Genomic DNA, 1,754 nt, shown 5'->3' on the forward strand with positions numbered 1-1,754 from the left:
GCCACCGACCTTGCCGCCGACCGCGGCGACCGCGCCGTCCCGGCAGCCCACGGAGAACAGATCGAGGTCAGGGCCTGGGAAAGAGGGTGATCGGCCAACATCTCGTCGATATCGGAGGCCGTCTGTTTGCGATGCAGCAGAACGGTTTTCAACGAGTCCTCGAGTTTCGGTAGCACGCTCTCCGTAGAGCGGGAGCCAGGAACGACGACGGTTTTCACGGGCAACGCGGCCGGGATTTCCTCGAACAACCGCGCCCATCCGGGGCGCTTGTTCGACCGCGATGGCGGTGAGTTTGCTTCGACCCGCCGCCCGGATGCCTTCCCGGGCCGCCGCAGCGAGAAAGAATCTCCAGCACGGTGAGCTGCGCGCCGGGGAGTAGTGCCGTGCGGGACGGTCCGGTGGGAAGGGTGGGCGTTCGGTAGGGGCCGGGGCGAACCTGCCCGGTGTGGTTGTGTGGTGAGAGGGCGATGCGGCGTGGTGGGTTGCATGGGGTCGAGGGAGGGGTCACGGTGGGGAGATGGATGTGTTGCCCGACGATCTGACCGCGCTGCTCACGGAGTTCGGGCGCCATCTGCGGTTGGGGCGGAATCGGTCGGCGCACACGGTGCGGGCCTACGTCGGGGATGTGCGCTCGCTGCTCGAGCATCTGTACGCGCGGTCGGCGGATTCCTCGGTGCGGGAACTGGATCTGCCGCTGTTGCGGTCGTGGTTGGCCGAGCTGGCGGCGGCGGGGGCGGCGCGCACGACATTGTCTCGGCGAGCATCTGCCGCAAGGACTTTCACCGCCTGGCTCACCGAGACGGGGCGCCTGACCATCGACCCGGGATTGCGGTTGCAGGCGCCGAAGGCGCACCGGGTGCTGCCTGCGGTGCTGGCGCAGGGGCAGGCCGCGCAGGCTATGGATGCCGCGGAATCGGGGGCGGCCCAGCAGGATCCGATGGCACTGCGGGATCGGCTGATCGTCGAACTGTTGTATGCCACCGGAATCCGCGTCAGTGAACTGTGTGGCCTCGACATCGACGACATCGATCGGGAGCGCGCACTCGTCCGTGTCCTCGGCAAGGGCAACAAGGAACGATCGGTACCCTTCGGCGGCCCCGCCGACACCGCGCTGAACGCCTGGCTCCGCGCGGGCCGCCCGTCCCTGGTCAACGAACATTCCGGCCGGGCACTGCTGCTCGGCCAGCGCGGCCGCCGCCTCGACCAGCGCCAAGCCCGCACCGTGGTGCACGAGGTCGTCTCGGCCATCCCCGGAGCGCCCGACCTGGGCCCGCACGGCCTGCGCCACACCGCCGCCACCCACCTGCTCGAAGGCGGCGCCGACCTGCGTGTCGTCCAGGAACTCCTCGGCCACGCCAGCATGGCCACCACCCAGCTCTACACCCACGTCTCGGTGGAACGCCTCAAACGAGTCCACGACCAGGCCCACCCCCGCGCCTGATCTCGCGGGCGATACGCCGCCGGTCCAGTGGTGAGTCCGGCATGGCCGAGGAACGGTGAGTGCGCCCGTGCGGACGATGTGGTCGGCGCGTTGCGGGGTGGGTAGGCGGTGAGACGGCAAGATGGGGGATCGGAGGTGGTCGGTGATGGCGTTGCCCGATGTCGGGGGTGAATCCGAGGACGGGGAGGAAGAACTCGACTATCGGTTCACACTGGCCAACGAGCGATCCGCTCACGACGGGTGATCCGGAGCTGGAGCGCGGCCAGCAGGATCGTGAAGATCGCCAGCGCCACGCCCATCGCGCAGGCGTAGC

1 protein-coding gene and 1 pseudogene are annotated in these 1,754 nt (G+C 69.1%); one reads left to right on the top strand and one right to left on the bottom strand.

Annotation, left to right across the window (positions count from 1 at the left end; all coding sequences use genetic code 11):
* Nucleotides 1-367 (bottom strand): annotated as a pseudogene (locus ACWDVW_RS32565) (hypothetical protein); the annotation flags it as partial.
* A 150-nt stretch (nt 368-517) separates the two neighbouring features.
* On the opposite strand from ACWDVW_RS32565, the gene ACWDVW_RS32570 reads away from it, so the two are divergent.
* Entirely contained in the window at nt 518-1,441 is a 924-nt protein-coding gene (locus ACWDVW_RS32570; RefSeq protein ID WP_355280534.1) for a tyrosine recombinase XerC, read from the top strand.
* The last annotated feature ends 313 nt before the right edge of the window (nt 1,442-1,754 follow it).

It is taken from the genome of Micromonospora sp. NPDC003241 (genome assembly GCF_053589795.1).